Source organism: Streptomyces sp. ISL-94 (assembly GCF_018614075.1).
In the GTDB taxonomy this organism is placed as follows: Bacteria; Actinomycetota; Actinomycetes; order Streptomycetales; family Streptomycetaceae; genus Streptomyces.
The window spans coordinates 50,164-65,792 of sequence record NZ_JAGGOZ010000027.1 but is presented as its reverse complement, the minus strand read 5'-3'; the positions used below and the strand labels follow the sequence as shown (position 1 = coordinate 65,792).

Annotated in this window: 16 protein-coding genes; 12 read left to right on the top strand and 4 right to left on the bottom strand. The window is 72.4% G+C overall.

Going from position 1 to position 15,629, the window contains the following annotated elements:
* Window positions 1–80 precede the first annotated feature (80 nt).
* Window positions 81–746 carry a GntR family transcriptional regulator gene (locus J7E94_RS10465; RefSeq protein ID WP_215014297.1) on the top strand — a complete coding sequence of 222 codons (666 nt, stop codon included), beginning with the start codon at window positions 81–83 and terminating at the stop codon, window positions 744–746.
* Window positions 747–878: 132 nt separating this feature from the next.
* Window positions 879–1,529: a hypothetical protein gene (locus J7E94_RS10460; RefSeq protein ID WP_215014296.1), complete on the top strand. Its 651-nt coding sequence runs from the start codon at window positions 879–881 to the stop codon at window positions 1,527–1,529.
* Window positions 1,530–1,749: 220 nt separating this feature from the next.
* Here J7E94_RS10460 and J7E94_RS10455 read toward each other — a convergent pair whose 3' ends face one another.
* Window positions 1,750–2,493: an SLATT domain-containing protein gene (locus J7E94_RS10455; RefSeq protein ID WP_215014294.1), complete on the bottom strand. Its 744-nt coding sequence runs from the start codon at window positions 2,491–2,493 to the stop codon at window positions 1,750–1,752.
* 267 nt (window positions 2,494–2,760) lie between these two features.
* Here J7E94_RS10455 and J7E94_RS10450 point away from each other — a divergent pair, with 267 nt between their 5' ends.
* The 7 genes from J7E94_RS10450 (at window position 2,761) to J7E94_RS10420 (ending at window position 9,056) form a co-directional block, all read left to right on the top strand.
* Window positions 2,761–3,105 (top strand): YbaB/EbfC family nucleoid-associated protein, encoded by a 345-nt coding sequence (locus J7E94_RS10450; protein ID WP_078892798.1) that lies wholly within the window; start codon window positions 2,761–2,763, stop codon window positions 3,103–3,105.
* Window positions 3,106–3,176: 71 nt separating this feature from the next.
* Complete coding sequence (recR, locus tag J7E94_RS10445; protein WP_215014292.1) at window positions 3,177–3,776, top strand: recombination mediator RecR; 600 nt, start codon at window positions 3,177–3,179, stop codon at window positions 3,774–3,776.
* On the top strand, window positions 3,769–4,416 hold the full coding sequence (locus tag J7E94_RS10440) for a DUF5063 domain-containing protein (protein WP_215014290.1): 648 nt from the start codon (window positions 3,769–3,771) through the stop codon (window positions 4,414–4,416). Before recR ends, J7E94_RS10440 begins: the two co-directional genes overlap by 8 nt.
* Before the next feature lie 177 nt (window positions 4,417–4,593).
* On the top strand, window positions 4,594–5,868 hold the full coding sequence (locus J7E94_RS10435; protein WP_215014288.1) for an aspartate kinase: 1,275 nt from the start codon (window positions 4,594–4,596) through the stop codon (window positions 5,866–5,868).
* The gene (locus J7E94_RS10430; RefSeq protein WP_215014286.1) at window positions 5,865–6,938 is read left to right on the top strand and encodes an aspartate-semialdehyde dehydrogenase; all 1,074 of its coding nucleotides are present in this window, start codon (window positions 5,865–5,867) and stop codon (window positions 6,936–6,938) included. Before J7E94_RS10435 ends, J7E94_RS10430 begins: the two co-directional genes overlap by 4 nt.
* Before the next feature lie 244 nt (window positions 6,939–7,182).
* Window positions 7,183–7,941 (top strand): SigE family RNA polymerase sigma factor, encoded by a 759-nt coding sequence (locus tag J7E94_RS10425; RefSeq protein ID WP_374224421.1) that lies wholly within the window; start codon window positions 7,183–7,185, stop codon window positions 7,939–7,941.
* Window positions 7,938–9,056, top strand: a complete 1,119-nt coding sequence (locus J7E94_RS10420; RefSeq protein ID WP_215014284.1) for a hypothetical protein — start codon at window positions 7,938–7,940, stop codon at window positions 9,054–9,056. The genes J7E94_RS10425 and J7E94_RS10420 overlap by 4 nt, the downstream gene beginning before the upstream one ends.
* A 234-nt stretch (window positions 9,057–9,290) precedes the next feature.
* Here J7E94_RS10420 and J7E94_RS10415 read toward each other — a convergent pair whose 3' ends face one another.
* Both J7E94_RS10415 and J7E94_RS10410 read right to left on the bottom strand, forming a co-directional pair.
* Complete coding sequence (locus J7E94_RS10415) at window positions 9,291–10,061, bottom strand: SURF1 family protein (RefSeq protein ID WP_215014283.1); 771 nt, start codon at window positions 10,059–10,061, stop codon at window positions 9,291–9,293.
* A 43-nt stretch (window positions 10,062–10,104) separates the two neighbouring features.
* On the bottom strand, window positions 10,105–11,943 hold the full coding sequence (locus J7E94_RS10410) for a prolyl oligopeptidase family serine peptidase (protein ID WP_215014282.1): 1,839 nt from the start codon (window positions 11,941–11,943) through the stop codon (window positions 10,105–10,107).
* 188 nt (window positions 11,944–12,131) lie between these two features.
* Between J7E94_RS10410 and codA the strand changes: the two genes are divergently transcribed.
* Window positions 12,132–13,424 (top strand): cytosine deaminase, encoded by a 1,293-nt coding sequence (gene codA / locus J7E94_RS10405; RefSeq protein ID WP_285440736.1) that lies wholly within the window; start codon window positions 12,132–12,134, stop codon window positions 13,422–13,424.
* 88 nt (window positions 13,425–13,512) lie between these two features.
* Window positions 13,513–14,013, top strand: coding sequence for a DUF5956 family protein (locus tag J7E94_RS10400; protein WP_215014281.1), 501 nt, complete (start codon window positions 13,513–13,515; stop codon window positions 14,011–14,013).
* Window positions 14,014–14,017: 4 nt separating this feature from the next.
* On the opposite strand, the gene J7E94_RS10395 is transcribed toward J7E94_RS10400, so the two are convergent.
* Entirely contained in the window at window positions 14,018–14,671 is a 654-nt protein-coding gene (locus J7E94_RS10395; protein ID WP_215014280.1) for a DUF1326 domain-containing protein, read from the bottom strand.
* Window positions 14,672–14,789: 118 nt separating this feature from the next.
* On the opposite strand from J7E94_RS10395, the gene J7E94_RS10390 reads away from it, so the two are divergent.
* A complete protein-coding gene (locus J7E94_RS10390) occupies window positions 14,790–15,620 on the top strand; it encodes a DUF2182 domain-containing protein (RefSeq protein ID WP_215014278.1) in 831 nt (276 codons plus the stop codon).
* Window positions 15,621–15,629: the final 9 nt, after the last annotated feature.

The following is a 15,629-nucleotide window of genomic DNA, read 5'->3' as shown; positions in this document are numbered from 1 at the left end:
ATAACGATCACGAACCGTTCGGTTTCGGCCTCGCTGTCTGGCCTAAGGTGTCCGGAGTTCTATCGAGGAGACGGACCCTTATGCCAGGCAGCGGCGCTGTCACCCGCAACACACTTCGCCAGCAGATCGCGGACGCGCTGCGTGACGAGGTGCTCGCGGGCCGCCTGCCGCCGGGGACCGAGTTCACCGTCAAGCAGATCGCCGAGCAGTACGAGGTCTCCGCGACCCCGGTCCGCGAGGCGCTCGTGGACCTCTCGGCCCAGGGGCTGCTGGAACTGGTCCAGCACCGCGGATTCCGCGTGCGGATCTTCTCCGTGGACGACTTCCGCGGCATGGTCGAAGCGCGCGCGCTGGTGGTGGACGGGATCTTCCGCCGGCTCGCCGAGCGCGGCACCGCCCCCGGCTCCGGCGAAATGCTGGTGTCGGTGCGCCGCCGGGCCGAGGAGGCGCGGAGGGCCGCGCAGAGCGGTTCGCTCGAAGTGCTGATCGGCTACGACCTCCGCTTCTGGCGGGAGCTGGGCGGGCTGGTCGGCAACACCTACATCTCGGAGTTTCTGCACCGCATCCGCGTGCAGTGCTGGGTATTCGCCGTACCCCACCTCCAGCGCGAGCCGCAGCTGCGCGCGGCGCTGTGGTGCGGGCACAACGAGCTGGTGGACGCGGTGACGCTGGCGGACGCGGACGAGGTACGGCGCATCGTGCACGAGTACAACCAGCACGGTCTGGACTGGGCCGCCGGCCTTTAGGGGCGCGGGCGGATGTGGCTGCGCGGGGCCATGCCGTCACCCGCCGTACACCCGGTTCTGCGCACCCCTTCGCGGAGAGTGTCCGGCGCACTACGCTGGCCCGATCGGCGGCAACGACTGATCGGAGCCCGCGTGGCCTGTGACCTGTGGTTGGTCCCCCTTGTCGACGTGCTGTGCCACAGCCCCGACAACCCCTTCGCGGAAGAGATCGCCTCGTACGACAAGGCGCTGGGTGAGGCGGGTCTGCCGTCGGTGCCCGTGTTCGCTTACATGCCGGGCCTGAGCGGGGACGTGGCTCCGGTGGCCGGCTTCGACTACGACGCCCTGCATTTCCTGCGGAGGGCCTACCTGCTCCAGATCTGCGGGCTGCCGGTGACGCCGGTGGACGAGCTGGGCGGGGACTACGAGCAGCTGCTGGAGATGTTCGAGCCGACGGCCCAGCAGTCGCACCTGGTGTGGCACTACGACCACGCGGGGGCGTACGTGCCGGTGGACTTCCCGGCTCCGCTGGCGAACGAGGAGCTGTTGGCGGGGGGCGGGCCGCTGGGGTCCGCGCACGGGCTGCTGCGGGAGCTGGTCTTCGTGGCTCCGGCGATCGGGATAGACCCGGCGAACCCGCCCGCGGCGCCGGCTCCGCCGGGGCGGCCGACGTCGTTGGAGGAGCCGGCGGGGCCGATGCCGTATGACGACAGCCCGTTTGCGCGGGAGCGGCATGTGTGGCTGGGGTTGCATGCGGCGGCTACGCGGAGCCTTGGCCAGGGGTCGATGATCATCTTCAGCTGAGCGGCTGCCTCGCGGGGCGGCGGGCATGGGCGTGGGCGGGTGCGGGTTCCGCTGCGCGGAGCAGGCGCCGCCCTGCCGTTTCTCCCCCCAGACTCCGTCCGGGGGGACCCCAGGGGCTCCACCCCAGACCTGCGCCTCAAACGCCGGCGAGGCTGATTGCCCCCTCAAACGCCGGCGAGGCTGATTGCCCCCGCCTCAAACGCCGACGGGGCTGGAAGGGTCAGCGCGGTTGTTCCGGGGGGCGTTGGCGGGGCATGTTCGGGCGGGTGCCCGGGGGGAGGGGGAAGCGGGCCGGGGGGACGTACGCGTCCGAGCGGGCGCCGGCGGCGCCCAGGGACTGCATCACCAGTGGGGCAGGGCCGGAGCTGAACTCCACCATCCACTCCGCGGTCTCGGAGCGCACCAGCTCCGTCACGTCCTCCGAGAAGCGGCGCAGCACCGTGAGGCAGCGCTCGGCCGCCTCGCTGGCCGTGCCCTCCGTCGGGCCGAGCACCTCTCGAACGTTCTCCGAGGCCCAGTCGAACTGGAGGGTCTGGAGTCGGCGCTGCACGGCCTGGGCGGTGGCCACGTCCCGCATCCAGCCCGAGGTCAGTCCGAAGAACCGGTCGCAGGCCAGACAGGCCGCGCCCAAGAGGAGGGACAGGTACCCGTACGCCGAGGCGCCCGGCGCCGAGCCCGTCAGCTCCAGCAGCGGCATCGCGGCGCCCGCGACGGCGCCCACGGCCGCTCCGGCGCGCAGCACGCGCGCCCCCCGGCGCTTCCACGCCCGGTCGGACAGATACCACTCGGCGGTGCGCAGTGCGTCGGCCTCGACCCGCCGGTAGAGCTCGTCGAGCTGCTCGGCGGGCTCGCCCCAGTCCCCCAGGGGGAACGGCCTGCCGGTCAGGTCGCCCGCCGTCGGACCGCCGCCCTCCTCCCGGGGATCCCGGGGTGGCCCCTCGGGCTGCATCTCCGGCTGGCTCACCCGGCACTCCCTCTGCCTGCGCTGACGTGTGGTGGTGCGCGTGTGCGCAATGGTGCGCATGCTCTTCCTACCTTCCAATGACACTCGATGGACAACGAATCCCGGGATTTCCGCCCGCAAGGAGGTTTCCATCAGGTACGCGTACGCCTTGTCTCTCACTCGAAAGAGTTGGTCCTCTCGGCGTAGGGCGCGGCGCCCGGGGAGCACGTAGGCTCGGATTGACCAAGCTGCCTCAGGCTTGGACCGACGCTACGGAGTGAGTGACCTGTGATTCCCGGTGGTGGCCAGCCCAACATGCAGCAGCTGCTCCAGCAGGCCCAGAAGATGCAGCAGGACCTCGCCGCAGCCCAGGAAGAGCTCGCGCAGGCCGAGGTCGAGGGCCAGGCCGGCGGCGGCCTCGTCAAGGCGACCGTCACCGGATCCGGTGAACTGCGCGCGCTGGTGATCGACCCGAAGGCGGTGGACCCGGAGGACACCGAGACCCTCGCCGACCTGGTGGTCGCGGCGGTCCAGGCGGCCAACGAGAATGCCCAGGCGCTCCAGCAGCAGAAGCTGGGCCCCTTGGCCCAGGGGCTGGGCGGCGGCAGCGGCATTCCCGGCCTTCCGTTCTAGGACCGGTACCCGGTACCCACTACCTAGTACGTAGGCGTGTAGTACTCCCCACATCGAAAGAAGGCAGTCCGTTGTACGAAGGCGTGGTCCAGGACCTGATCGACGAACTGGGCAGGCTGCCCGGCGTCGGGCCCAAGAGCGCGCAGCGGATCGCCTTCCACATCCTGCAGGCCGAGCCCACCGACGTCCGCCGCCTCGCGCACGCGCTGCTGGAGGTCAAGGAGAAGGTCCGGTTCTGCGCGGTGTGCGGGAACGTGGCGCAGGAGGAGCGGTGCGGCATCTGCCGCGACCCGCGCCGCGACCCCACGGTCATCTGTGTCGTGGAAGAACCGAAGGACGTCGTCGCCGTCGAGCGGACCCGCGAATTCCGGGGCAAGTACCACGTCCTCGGCGGCGCGATCAGCCCGATCGAGGGGGTCGGCCCCGACGACCTGCGCATTCGCGAGCTGCTGGCGCGGCTCGCGGACGGCACGGTCACCGAGCTGATCCTGGCGACCGACCCGAACCTGGAGGGCGAGGCGACCGCCACCTACCTCGCCCGCATGATCAAGCCCATGGGCCTGAAGGTCACCCGCCTGGCCAGCGGGCTCCCCGTCGGGGGAGATCTGGAGTACGCGGACGAGGTCACGCTGGGGCGGGCCTTTGAAGGAAGGCGACTTCTCGATGTCTGACGCAACGCTGCACGCTCTGGGCCAGGACCCGGACGATTTCGCCGCTTCGATCGCGGACCAGATCGAGTCGTTCATCGTCGCGGTCACGGAAGTGGCCAAGGGCGAGGATCCGGACAGCGCCGTGCCCTTCCTCCTACTGGAGGTCTCCCAGCTGCTGCTGGCAGGGGGCCGGCTGGGTGCGTACCAGGACGTACTGCCCGAGGAGCGCTACGAGCCCGACCTCGGCCCGGAGCCGGACGTGGACGACCTGCGCGAGCGGTTCGCGGTGATGCTGGAGCCGGTCGACGTCTACTCCGAGGTCTTCGACCCGTACGAGCCGCGCAAGGCCCCGGTGGCGCACCGGATCTCCGACGACCTGGCCGAGGTGGTCGCCGACCTGCGGCACGGGCTCATCCACCACCAGTCGGGCCGGATCACCGAGGCGCTGTGGTGGTGGCAGTTCTCGTACTTCACCAACTGGGGCCCGACGGCCTCGGCCACCCTGCGTGCCCTCCAGTCGCTGATCGCGCACGTACGGCTGGACCAGCCGCTGGCGGCCCTGGACGGCCTGGACACCGACGAGGACCTGGCGGAGGACGACCTCGCCGAGCAGGCCGGGCAGGTCATGGCCGAGGAGCTCGGCGGTCTCGGCCGCAAGTGAGGCGCCCCGCGCCCCGCGCTCCGGCCATGCGTACCCCGCCCTCGGCGCACAACCCGGGCCGCGCGGCGGGGAACGTATTCTTTGATCTGTTCGTCTCATGATGTGGTACGAAGCGGTCGGATCGCGGCCGCTCGTTAGACTGCACCAGCAATGAGACGGACTGAGCGAGGAGCGCACGTGGGCCTTGTCGTGCAGAAGTACGGAGGCTCCTCCGTAGCCGATGCCGAGGGCATCAAGCGCGTCGCCAAGCGGATCGTGGATGCCAAGAAGAACGGCCACCAAGTGGTCGTCGTGGTTTCCGCGATGGGCGACACGACGGACGAGCTGATCGATCTCGCCGAGCAGGTATCCCCGATGCCTGCCGGGCGTGAGTTCGACATGCTGCTGACCGCCGGAGAGCGGATCTCCATGGCCCTGCTGGCCATGGCGATCAAAAACCTGGGCCACGAGGCCCAGTCGTTCACCGGTAGCCAGGCAGGCGTCATCACCGACTCGGTCCACAACAAAGCGCGCATCATCGATGTCACGCCGGGCCGTATCCGCACCGCGCTGGACGAGGGCAACATCGCCATCGTCGCCGGTTTCCAGGGCGTGTCCGCGGACTCCAAGGACATCACCACCCTCGGCCGCGGCGGCTCGGACACCACCGCCGTCGCGCTCGCCGCGGCGCTGGACGCCGAGGTCTGCGAGATCTACACCGACGTGGACGGCGTCTTCACCGCCGACCCGCGCGTGGTGAAGAAGGCCCGGAAGCTCGACTGGATCTCCTCCGAGGACATGCTGGAGCTCGCCGCCTCCGGTTCCAAGGTGCTGCTGCACCGCTGTGTCGAGTACGCACGCCGATACAACATCCCGATCCACGTCCGCTCGTCCTTCTCCGGACTGCGCGGAACCTGGGTCAGCAACGAACAGCCGCAAGGGGACGAGCAGGTGGAGCACGCCATCATCTCCGGAGTCGCTCACGACGTCTCCGAAGCCAAGATCACGGTCGTCGGCGTCCCGGACAAGCCGGGCGAGGCCGCGGCGATCTTCCGTGCCATCGCGGACGCCGAGATCAACATCGACATGATCGTGCAGAACGTGTCGGCGGCCTCCACGGGCCTCACCGACATCTCCTTCACGCTCCCCAAGTCCGAGGGCCACAAGGCCATCGAGGCCCTGGAGAAGGCGAAGGGCCAGATCGGCTTCGACTCCCTGCGCTACGACGACCAGATCGGCAAGATCTCCCTGGTCGGCGCAGGTATGAAGACGAACCCGGGCGTCACCGCCTCCTTCTTCCAGGCGCTGTCCGACGCGGGTGTCAACATCGAGCTGATCTCCACCTCCGAGATCCGCATCTCGGTCGTGACCCGCCAGGACGACGTCAACGAGGCCGTCCGCGCCGTGCACACGGCCTTCGGCCTCGACTCCGACAGCGACGAGGCCGTCGTCTACGGAGGCACCGGACGATGACCGCGAACCGGTCCTCCGGCCCGGCGCTCGCCGTGGTCGGAGCGACCGGAGCAGTCGGTTCGGTCCTGCTCCAGATCCTGTCCCAGCGGGCGGACGTCTGGGGCGACATACGCCTGATCGCCTCCGCGCGCTCGGCCGGCCGCGCGCTGGCCGTCCGCGCGGCGGAGACCGAGGTGCTCGCCCTCACCGAGGACGCCTTCGACGGCCTCGGTCCGGGCGACGTGGCACTCTTCCTCACCCCGGCCGAGGTCTCGGCGCGGTGGGCCCCCGTCGTGACCGCGCGCGGAGCCGTGGTCGTGGACCAGTCCGCCGCCTTCCGCGAGGACCCCGAGGTGCCGCTCGTGGTGCCCGAGGTCAACGCGCACGCCGTACGGATCCGGCCGCGCGGGATCGTCGCCGGCCCCGACTGCGTGACCGCCGCGATGATCGCCGCCCTCGGCGCGCTGCACGCCGAGTACTCCCTCTGCGAGCTGGCCGTCTCCTCGTACCAGGCCGCGGGCGCCGCGGGCCGGGCCGGCTCCGAGGTGCTGCGCCGCCAGCTGTCGCTGGTCGCCGGGACCTCCCTGGGCGAGCAGCCCGGTGACGTACGCCGGGCCGTGGGCGAGGACACCGGGCCCTTCGCTGCCCCGCTGGCCCTCAACGTCGTGCCCTGGTCGGGTGAGCTGCGCGAGGACGGCTGGTCCTCCCACGAGCTGGCCGTACGGGCGGAGACGCGCCGGATCCTGCAGCTGGAGCAGCTCCCGGTCGCGGTGACCTGCGTACAGGTGCCGGTGGTGACCGGGCATTCCCTCACCGTGCGGGCCCGTTTCGAGAACGAGGTGAAAGCCGTGCGCGCCCGGGAGATCCTGGAGGCCGCGCCGGGCGTGGTCCTCGTGGACGACCCGGCGGCGGGGGAGTTCCCGACGCCTTCGGACGCCGCGGGCACGGATCCCGCCTGGGTCGGGCGGGTGCGGGTCTCGCTCGACGACCGGTGCGCGCTGGAGTTCTTCGTGTGCGCGGACAATCTCCGCAAGGGCGCCGCCCTGAATGCCACGCAAATCGCGGAACTGATCGCAGGTGAATGTGCGTAATTCGCTTTGTAGGATCGGTGCTGATCCCTTGATCAAGGTGATGGCCCGACTGCCGTCTCGAAAGACGGGGCAATCGGGAAGAGCGGGTACGCATGAGGGCAATGGGGATATTGCTGGCTGGACTGCCTCGCGCGTACAACCCTGACGGGGGGACGCGTGTCCTACTGGCGTGGCAGAGGCATTGCTGGAACTGGCCGTCCTACCGGCGCGCGCCGGGTTCGTCCCGTCGCGCCGGGGCTCCCGTGTGCCCGGCGGCGGTCTTCCCGTGATCGTTCCCGTCCCGCCGGCCGGGCCGGCCGAGGTGTCCGTACGGGCAGCCACGACGACCCGGGGCGGCCGCGTGCCCGCGCCGCGCGACAGCGCTGAGGCGGTGGGGAGCAGTGGCAAGGGCGGGCCGGCGGAGGCGGCCGAGTCTGCCGGGACGGCCGAGGCGGCCGGGACGATCGGGATAGCCGGAGCGACAGCCGCGGCGGCCGGGACGGCCGAGGCGGTAGCCGAGGTGGTGGCCGGTACCACTGTCGACCACCTCACCGAGACCTACCAGGCGCACTACCGCTCGCTCCTCGGCCTCGCCGCCCTGCTCCTCGACGACACCGCCTCCTGCGAGGACGTGGTGCAGGAGGCGTTCATCCGCGTCCACTCCGCCCGGAGCCGGGTCCGCGACCGGGACAAGACGCTGGCGTACCTGCGCCAGACCGTCGTGAACCTCTCCCGGTCCGCCCTGCGCCGGCGCATCCTCGGCCTCAAGCTGCTGTCGAAGCCGATGCCGAACATGGCGAGCGCCGAGGAGGGCGCGTACGACCAGCTGGAACGGGACGATCTGATCAAGGCGATGCGCGGACTGCAGCGGCGCCAGCGAGAGGTACTGGTGCTGCGCTACTTCGCGGACATGACCGAAGCCCAGGTCGCCGAGACGCTCGGAGTGTCGCTCGGCTCGGTGAAGGCGTACGGATCGCGGGGCATTGCCGCGCTGCGGGTGGCGATGGAGGCTGCGCAGTCATGATGGACGACCACATTCCGCCGGGCGGCGCGAGCGAGGAGCAGGCCCTGCGCGGCCTGCTGCGCGGGGCCGTCGAAGGACTGGAGCCCTCCGAGGGGGCGCTGGAGCGGCTGCGGTACGCGGTCCCCGCGCGCCGGACCCTCAAGCGCCAGGTCCTGGTCGGCGCCGCGGCGGTGGCCCTGCTCGCCGGGACCGCGATCCCGGCCGCCCTGCACATGACGGCCGCCGAGGCCGGCCCCACCGAGCACTCGGCCATGGCCGGGCACGGGGAGCAGCCGGGCGGCCCGTCGGGTGCCGCCCCGTCCGATCCGCACCAGAACGGCTCCGGGGCCCATCCGAGGTCCTCCCGCTCCGCCGGTGCCGGACCCGGCGCGGGCGGCATCACCGGGCAGCCGGCGCCGAGCCTCGGCGGTTTCCCGTCCGGCGGCGTGACGGCCGGCCCGTCCGGCGGTGCCGGTACCTCGGCCGGAACGGGCGGCGCCACGACCACCCCGGCCGCCGGTGGCGGTCCGTACCCGCCGGCAGCCGCCGCGGGCGTCCCCGGGTGCGGAGCCGAGCAGCTGGGGGTGGTGGGCGCGGCCCGCGCCCCCCGGGCCGACGGCAAGGTGTACGGCAGTTTCAAGGTCACCAACGTCTCCGCACGGGGCTGCAGTGTCACCGGCCCGGACACCGTGACGGCGGCCGCCGCGGCCGCCACCGTGCCCGGCAAGGTCCCCGGGGTCACCGTGGTGGGCCACACGGCGGGGGACCCGGCCAGCGGACTCCTGCCGGACCCCTCGGCGGAGGCTCCGGTGCTGGTGCTCCCGCCGAACACGGCGTACGAGGTCCGCTTCGCGTGGGTGCCGTCGGGGGAGGCCTGTACGGCGGAGAGCCCGGACACGGGCGCGAGCGCGAAGCCGCCGCAGGAACAGAGCGGGGACGCCGGGACGGCGCCTTCCGGAACGGCGGGGGCCACGGACCCGCAGACGGGCGCCGAGCCCGCGGCACCGGCCGGCGTGGCGGTGTCGCACACGCCGCAGACGGGGTCTCCGACCACACAGACGACGATTCCCGAGGCGTGCGGCGGCACGCTGTACCGGACGGGCACGATCCCGGTGGACTCCCCGCCGAAGCCGTAGCCCTCCCGGGCGGGGTGGCGGTTCCGGCGGGCCCGGAGGGCCGGGTGTGCCGGGGCGTCTCCTCGGGTGGCGGTTCCGGCCGGGCCGGGCACGCGCCGGGGCGTCTCCTCGGGCACCGAACGTGGCCACGGGTCGGACAGGGATGCGGGACTGTGTTCGGCGCCCTGCGGGGACGCCCCGGCGCACGCCCAGCCCTCCGGGCAGCCGGCCCGCGCCCCGGAAGGGGGCCCTGGGTCAGGCTTGGTCCGCCGCTGCGGGCACCAGCCCGGCTTCCGCGTCGCGGAGGGTCTCCACCTCGCGGCGGTAGAGCCGGAACCACATGAAGAGCACGAAGGCGACGAAGACGAACCACTCGCCCGTGTAGCCGAGGTTCTGGAAGGCCTTCAGGTCGAGCCCGGTGTTGGTCGGCGCCTGCGCGGGCACCGGAGTCATGCCGTCCGCCGGCGTCTGCACGGTCAGCCAGGCGTCGTAGAGGCCGTACGGGACGATGTTGACCAGCGCGGCCGCCCCGATCACCCCGAGCTGCCCGGCCGGCAGGCCGCCCTGGGAGTGGACCCCCTTCGTACCGGAGTTCTCCGAGGCCTGGAGCGCGCCCGTGACCTCCACCCGACCCGTCGGCGCGGCCGGTGCCTTCGCCGCGTCCGCGGTCCCCGGCAGCCAGCCCCGGACCACCGGGACGGCCTTGCCGGCGTCGGTCTTCAGCAGGGTCAGGACGTAGAAGCCGGACTTCCCGTCGAGCCGCCGGTCGGGGACCAGCAGCTGTTCGGCGTACTCCCCGGAGGTCGAGGCCAGGCGCCCGGAGGTCTTCTTGTCCACCGGAAGCAGCGAGTCCAGCGGCGCGGCGGCCTGGTCGGCGGGCCGCTCGGCGGTCGCCTCCCGGTGGCTGTCGACGCGGTCCTCGAACCGGCCGAGCTGCCAGGACCCCATGAACAGGCAGAAGGGAACGGCGAGCGCGACGAAGACGTTGATCCCCCACCAGCGCGGGGTCAGGAGAAACCGGTGCACCCCACCACCGTACGGTGGGTGCACCGGTCGCCCTCCCGCAGGGTCAGGCGGGCAGGTGCTTCAGCGCGAACTCCAGCTCCATCCGGACCTGCTTGATCCGCTCCTCCACGACCAGCGAGCCGTGCCCCGCGTCGTACCGGTACACCTCGTGCACCGCCTCGCGCGCCGCCAGCCGGTCCACGTAGTTGTCGATCTGCCGGATCGGGCAGCGCGGGTCGTTGACGCCCGCCGCGATGTAGACGGGGGCCTTCACCGCGTCCACGTACGTCAGCGGCGAGGACGCCTCGAAGCGGTCCGGGACCTCCTCCGGCGTCCCGCCGAAGAGGGTGCGGTCCAGGGACTTCAGCGCCTCCATCTCGTCGTGGTAGGCCGTCACGTAGTCCGCGACCGGTACGGCGGCCAGGCCCACGGCCCACGCTCCCGGCTGCGTGCCGAGCCCCAGCAGCGTCAGGTAGCCGCCCCAAGAGCCGCCCGACAGGACGATGCGCGCCGGGTCCGCGAGGCCGGAGGAGACAGCCCACTCCCGGACCGCGGCGATGTCCTCCAGCTCGATCAGGCCGACCCGGTGCTTGAGGGCGTCCGTCCACGCGCGGCCGTAGCCGGTCGAGCCGCGGTAGTTGACCCGGACGACCGCGAAGCCGTGGTCCAGCCAGGCCGCCGGGGTCGCCGCGAAGGCGTCGCTGTCGTGCCAGGTGGGCCCGCCGTGGATCTCGAACACCGTCGGGAAGGGACCGTCGCCCCGCCCGGCCGGCCGCTGGGCGAGCGCGTGGATCCGGCCGCCCGGACCCTCCACCCACACGTCCTCCACCGGCACGGAGCGCGGAGCGCGGAGGCCGGGCGGGTCCAGGACGATCCCGCCCGCGTTGGACCGTACCGCCGGGGGCTCGGCCGCCGAGGACCACAGGAACTCCACCGTCCCGTCGGGCCGCGCCGTGGCACCCGCAACCGTCCCCGGCGGCGTGTCCACCCGTACGAGGTCCCGCGCGGCCAGGTCGTACCGCCACAGCTCGCTGCGCGCCTCGAAGCTGTGCGCGATCAGCAGGGCCGAGCCGTCCGGGTACCATTCGGCGCTGACATCGCCGGGCAGATCGATGGCCAGGCCCACCTCGGAGCCGGAGGCCACGTCCCACACCATCGGCTCCCAGCGGCCGCGCCGCTGGTGGCCGACGAGCAGCCGGGTGTCGCCCGCGACCGGCGCGAAACCGAGCACCTCCAGGCCCAGCTCCTCGGTGCCGCCCTTGGAGTCGTCCAGCTCGGCGACGGTGGTCCCGTCGAGGGTGAGCACGCGCACCGCGGAGTGCATCGCGTCACCGTGCTCGGTGTGCTCGATGGCGACCAGCGTTCCGTCGCGGGACAGGTCGCCGACGCCGGCCGACTCCCGGTGCCGGTAGATCACCGTGGGCGCGGAGCCGTCCGCGGGGACCACGTGGACGGTCGAGCCTCCCCCGGACTCCGTCTGGGGGGACCCCCAGTCGGTGGAACGCCCGACGACCGCCGTCCCGTCCCGGCCGATCGCGAGCCCGGCCGGGTAGGAGGGCTCCAGCCCGGGGGTGGCCGGCTCGTCGGGGCCGCCGGCGAAGGGCTGGCGCACCCAGGTGCCGAACTCGTCGCCGTCGGTGTCGGAGAACCACCAGATCCACTCGCCGTCGGGGGAGAGGGTGCCGTCGGTGGTGCCGTTGGGGCGGACGGTGGCCTGCCGCTGTGCGCCGGTGGCGCGGTCCCAGGCGTAGAGCTCGAAGGTCCCCGTCGCGTTGGAGACGAAGAGGCAACGGTCCGGGGCGTCCTCCGCCCACTCGGGCAGCCCGACGCGCGGCGCCCGGAAGCGCTTCTCCCAGTCGGGCATCTCGGGGGTGTTCTCGCTGTCGCTGGTCATGCCCCCCATTCTTGCCGCATCGGGCGCCCGGCCTGCCGGGGCAGGGACGTGCAGTCGGTCGCCGCGAAGACGCGGGGCATGCAGCAGAAGGCTCAGGCCAAGCGCGGCTGAATCCCGGCACCCACAGGGTGTCACCGGCCGGCCGGCCCGCGGTTTCCCTCCCGCGAAGCCGCGCCCCGCGTGCGTAGGCTGGCGGCATGCGGATGATCGTCCGGGGTGCCCGGCTGCTGCACGCTCACGGCCTCGTCGACGTGGAGGTCGCCGAGGACGGCCGGATCGCGCGGGTGGTCCCGTACGACGACCAGAAGGAACCGCCGGCCACCGGAGTCCTCATCGAGGCCCACGGCTCGCTCCTCAGCGCGCCCTTCGTCGAGCCGCACATCCACCTCGACACCGCCCTGACCGCCGGAGAACCGCGCCCCAACGCCTCCGGGACCCTCTGGGAGGGCATCGCGTGCTGGAGCGAGCGCAAGCGGACCCTGACCCGCGAGGACGTCGTCGCGCGGGCGAGCGAGGTGCTGCGCTGGCAGGCTGCGCAGGGCGTACTGCACGTCCGCACCCACTGCGACATCACCGACCCGGCCCTGACCGCGCTCGACGCGCTGCTGGAGGTGCGCGACCGGGTACGGGACGTCATGACCCTCCAGATCGTTGCCTTCCCGCAGGAGGGGATCGTCTCCTTCCCGGACGGCGAGGCGCTGCTGCGCGAGGCGGTCCGGCGCGGGGCGGACGTCGTCGGCGCCATCCCGCACTTCGAGGACACGCGCGAGGACGGGGTGGCCTCGCTCCGGACGGCCTTCGCGCTGGCCGAGGAGCACGGGCTGCGCGTGGACGCCCACTGCGACGAGATCGACGACGAGCAGTCCCGCTTCGTGGAGGTGCTGGCCACCCTCGCGCTGCGCTCGGGCCTGCGCGAGCGCGCCACGGCCTCCCACACGACGGCGATGGGCTCCTACAACGGCGCGTACAGCTTCAAACTCCAGCGGCTGCTCGCGCGTTCGGGCATCAACCTGGTCTCCAACCCCTTCGCCAACCTCAATCTCCAGGGGCGCTTCGACGCCTACCCCCGGCGGCGCGGCCTCACCCAGGTCAAGGAGATGCTGGCGGCGGGGGTCAATGTGGCCTTCGGCCACGACGACGTGATGGACCCCTGGAACGCCCTCGGCACCGCCAACCCGCTCCAGACCGCCCTCGTCGGGCTGTACGCGGCTCAGCTCACCGGCGCGGAGGAGATTCCGGTGGCCTTCTCGATGGTGACGGACCGTGCGGCGCGGGTCCTGGGCCTGTCGGACGCGGAGTACGGCCTCGCGGAGGGCGCCCCCGCCTCCTTCGTCCTGCTCCCGGCGCCGACGCCCGAGGAGGCGATCCGCCGCCAGGTCCGCCCCCGGTACGTCGTCGCCCGCGGCACCGTCGTCGCGCAGACCCCGCCCGCGCCGACCCGCCTGTCCTGGCCCGGGGAGCCTCCGAGCGAGGTCGACTTCAGCCGCTGACTGGGCTGACCGGCCGTCACAGGGACGCTTGACGGCCGCCACTACCGAGGTCACCGGCATCCGCCACCGCGTCGGATAACGTGCCCGCATGTCGTGGGACGAGGACGGAACACCGGACCCGCTCGCACTGCGCCGCACGGGCCGCAGCGAACTGGAACCGGACCGGCTGCCCGAGATCCGGGAGCTGGAGGTGCTCGGCTGGGAGCCGGCTCCCGAGGAACTGCGCTGGGCCTTCCTCCCGTACGTCTGGCCCCCGGCGGCCCGTACCTGGATCCCGGACCGCTCCACTCACTGGGCGGTGGAGACCTCGCTGGACGGCCACGGCCACATCACGGACGTGCAATGCGCCCCGCTCCCGGAGGGCGATCTCCGCGAGCTCGACGGGGAGACGGACACCGTCCTCGCTGCCTTGGGCCTCCCGCCCAGCCCCCGGGGCCGGCTCTGGCTGCTCCGCCCGGTCGGCTCCCTCCCCACGGTCGCCGCCGTCCTCGACCACCTCGACGCGACGGCCGCGGAGCGCGGGGTGCAGCCCGGCCTCTCCCCTGAGTTCCTCGGCCTGGCCGCCACGGAGCTGGCCGCGCTGGCATGAGGGGCTAGTCGGGCCCGGTCCAGTCGAAGGTGATGTGCTTGCTGGACTGGCCTTCCCTGTTCCACTGGAAGCCGTACGCGTCGGCGCGGTCCGCTGTCGAACGGCCCCAGGTCGCGACCTGGCCCGGCCCGGTCTCCGAGCCGGGCATGTTGGTCGACTGGACCCGGGCGCCCTCCGGCGTGGTGGGTCCCGTGAGCGCCTCCGCGCCGGCCTCGACCCGGCCGGGGACCGCGGCCCGCCAGCTCCCGAGGTCGTCGGCGACCTCGAACTCGATGGGGGCGAACTCCATCCCGCGCATCTCGGCGCCCATCATGCTCACCATCTCGGCGGGCCAGCTTCCCGCCTGGCCGCCGAAGATCATCTGGAGTGCCTCGCGCTGCGCGTCGTCGGCGCGCTCGTCGACGAAGACCGCCGCGTAGGTGTCGGAGTGCTCGGCCCAGACGTTGCCGACGAACGAGCCCAGCATCAGCACATTGAGTCCGTCCAGCGGCACGTCCCCGTAACGCCCCTCGCGGATGTGCCACGCCAGGACGCCCTCGCAGTCGCCGTAGGTGGGCAGCTGCGCGAAGGTGCAGGGGCAGGGCACCTTGCACTTGCAGGTGTCGAACCAGTCGCCTGCCGCGTGCCACCTCGGAACAGTCGCTGTCGTCTCGGACATCTCTGCCTCCTCGTGACCGTGTACCGGATCACCCAGGCCCATTATCCGCCCGCCGGGGCCGCCCGGAGGTCCTGGTTCCGCGCGGGCACGGGTAGGTCCGGTGTGCTGTGCTGGAGGTGTGCGCCGCGACCGGAAGGCCCCGTCCCCGTCACCGCCCCGGAGCCCGGCAGATTTCCTGTCGGCCCGGCAGCTGGCGCTCGCCTGGTCCGTCATGGCGCTGATGGCGCTGCTCGCCTGGGTGCTGGTCGTCGGCCAGGCCCGTGACACGGGGATCGAGCCGGGAACCATGGGCATGGGCGTCCCGCTGTTCCTGCTGCTGTGGCTGATCATGATGATCGCCATGATGTTCCCGTCCGTGGCCCCGGTGGCGATCACCTGGGCCCGGGCCATCGGCCGCCAGTCGTCCGGAGCCGTCCGCACGGCCCGTACCGCCCAGTTCGCGGCCGGGTACCTCCTGGCCTGGACGACCTTCGGCCTGATCGCCTACGGGCTCCTCGCCGGGACCGGGGCCCTGCTGGACGACCACCCCGGTGCCGGGCGCTGGATCGGCGCCGGCGCCTTCCTGATCGCCGGGCTGTACCAGTTCAGCCCGCTGAAGAACCTCTGCCTGAGCCACTGCCGCAGCCCCATGGGCCAGCTCGTGCGCTACGCCGGATTCCGGCCCGGGGCCCGCGATCTGCGGGTCGGGCTGCACCACGGGGCGTACTGCGTCGGCTGCTGCTGGGGGCTGATGATCGTCCTCGTCCCGCTGGGCTTCATGAACGTACTGGCCATGGCCGCCGTGGCCGGGGTGATCTTCGTGGAGAAGCTGTGGCGACTGGGCCCCGCCTTCTCCGCCGCTGTCGGGACCGTGTTCCTCGCCCTCGCGTTGCTGGCGCCCTTCCAGACCTGGCTGCTGCCCGGCCTGGAGCCGCAGCCGTCACCGATGACGGACATGCTCCGGCCGTAGGACGAACGG